The organism is Achromobacter sp. (assembly GCF_049647645.1).
In the GTDB taxonomy this organism is placed as follows: Bacteria; Pseudomonadota; Gammaproteobacteria; order Burkholderiales; family Burkholderiaceae_B; genus Achromobacter.
On the sequence record NZ_JBARYB010000242.1, the window covers coordinates 1 to 1712 of the forward strand.

Sequence of the window (1712 nt, forward strand, 5' to 3'; positions counted from 1 at the left end):
CCCCCGGATGATCCCGCTATGACACGCTCGCGTCTTTTGCCCGACAACTTCACCCTGACCCTGATCGGCGTGGTGCTGCTGGCCAGCTTCCTGCCCGCCAGCGGCCAGGTGGCGGTCGGCTTCGGCTGGCTGACCAACCTCGCCATCGGCCTGCTGTTCTTCCTCCACGGCGCCAAGCTGTCGCGCGAGGCGATCATCGCCGGGGCCGGCCACTGGCGCCTGCACCTGCTGGTGTTCAGCCTGACCTTCATCCTGTTTCCGGTGCTGGGGCTGGCGCTCAAGCCGCTGCTGTCGCCGCTGGTGGGCAACGACCTGTACCTGGGCATGCTCTACCTGTGTGCCCTGCCGGCCACGGTGCAATCGGCGATTGCCTTCACCTCCCTGGCCCGGGGCAACATTCCGGCAGCCATCTGCAGCGCGGCGGCGTCGAGCCTGTTCGGCATTTTCCTCACCCCGCTGCTGGTGACCTTATTGCTGAACGTACACGGCGACAGCGGCTCGACCGTGGATGCCATCGTCAAGATCAGCGTGCAACTGTTGCTGCCCTTTATCGCCGGGCAGATCGCCCGCCGCTGGATTGGAGCCTGGGTCGGGCGTAACAAGAACTGGCTGCGCTTTGTCGACCAGGGCTCGATCCTGCTGGTGGTCTACGGCGCCTTCAGCGAAGCGGTGAATGAAGGCATCTGGCAGCAGATTCCGCTGTGGGAACTGGGCGGGCTGCTGGTGGCCTGCTGCATCCTCCTGGCCCTGGTGCTGCTGGCGTCGAGCTTTCTCGGCAAGCTGTTCGGCTTCGACCAGGAAGACCGCATCACCATCCTGTTCTGCGGCTCGAAAAAGAGCCTGGCCACCGGCGTGCCCATGGCCCAGGTGCTGTTTGCCGGCAGCACCATGGGCGTGCTGATTCTGCCCCTGATGCTGTTCCACCAGATCCAGCTGATGGTCTGCGCGGTGCTGGCCCAGCGCTACGCCAAGCGCCCGGAATCGGTGGCCGAGCTGATGGGCCAGGTCGACCCGTAAGCTTTTCGCAAGGTGGCCCGGCAGTTGGCCGGGCCTGCGCGCAGATGGCGATCAAGAGTGCGCAATGGCATGATGCCGCGGCAAAAATCATCAAGGACCGCTGATGTTTCCCCATCGAATTCAAGCCCCCAGCCAGGCCGACCTGGAACTGCAGGTGAGCGCCCGCCTGGAGGCTGATGACCAGGCCCAGGTCATCGTCCAGTTCGCCAAGGCCGAACAGTACGACGGCGAACGGCTGAGTCAGCTCGACACACTCTGCGCCCGTTTCGGTGAACGCCTCAACGTGCGCTTCTACAGCCATTACCCGGGCAGCGCGTTCGATGCCCGGGTGTTGCTGGCCCTGCCCCATGTGCAGTCCCTGAGCCTGGACTGCCTCGATGCCCTGGAGCATTGCGAGGCTATTGGCAGCCTGCCCCTGCTTCGGGAGTTTGCCCTGCAGGTGATCAGCGCCGACCTGCCCGGGCTGCTGGCCCTACCCAACCTCAAGCACCTGCAACAACTGCGGCTCTCCCTGGACAAGGGCCCCGCCATTGACCTGGCGCCACTGGCCGCCATGCCCGAGCTGCACACCCTGTCCCTCAGTGTGCAAAGCCATCACCTGGACGTGCTCAGCCAGTGCCCGAACATCGCCACCCTGAACTTGCACCGCATGCCGGCCAAGACGCCCCTGGGGATGGTGGCCGGCATGTCCGGCC

General features: G+C 65.2%; 2 protein-coding genes. Both read left to right on the plus strand.

Features of this window, described 5'->3' with window-relative positions; genetic code table 11:
* The first annotated feature begins 18 nt into the window (after nt 1-18).
* Nucleotides 19-1017 carry a bile acid:sodium symporter family protein gene (locus tag WBB14_RS28145; RefSeq protein WP_221811616.1) on the plus strand — a complete coding sequence of 333 codons (999 nt, stop codon included), beginning with the start codon at nt 19-21 and terminating at the stop codon, nt 1015-1017.
* 103 nt (nt 1018-1120) lie between these two features.
* Nucleotides 1121-1712, plus strand: a 592-nt coding sequence (locus tag WBB14_RS28150; protein WP_424242667.1) for a hypothetical protein, incomplete at its 3' end; no start/stop codon positions are given.

Coding starts and splice junctions, on each gene's coding strand:
- WBB14_RS28145 (WP_221811616.1), top strand. CDS start 19: ATGACACGCTCGCGTCTTTTGCCCGACAACTTCACCCTGACCCTGATC.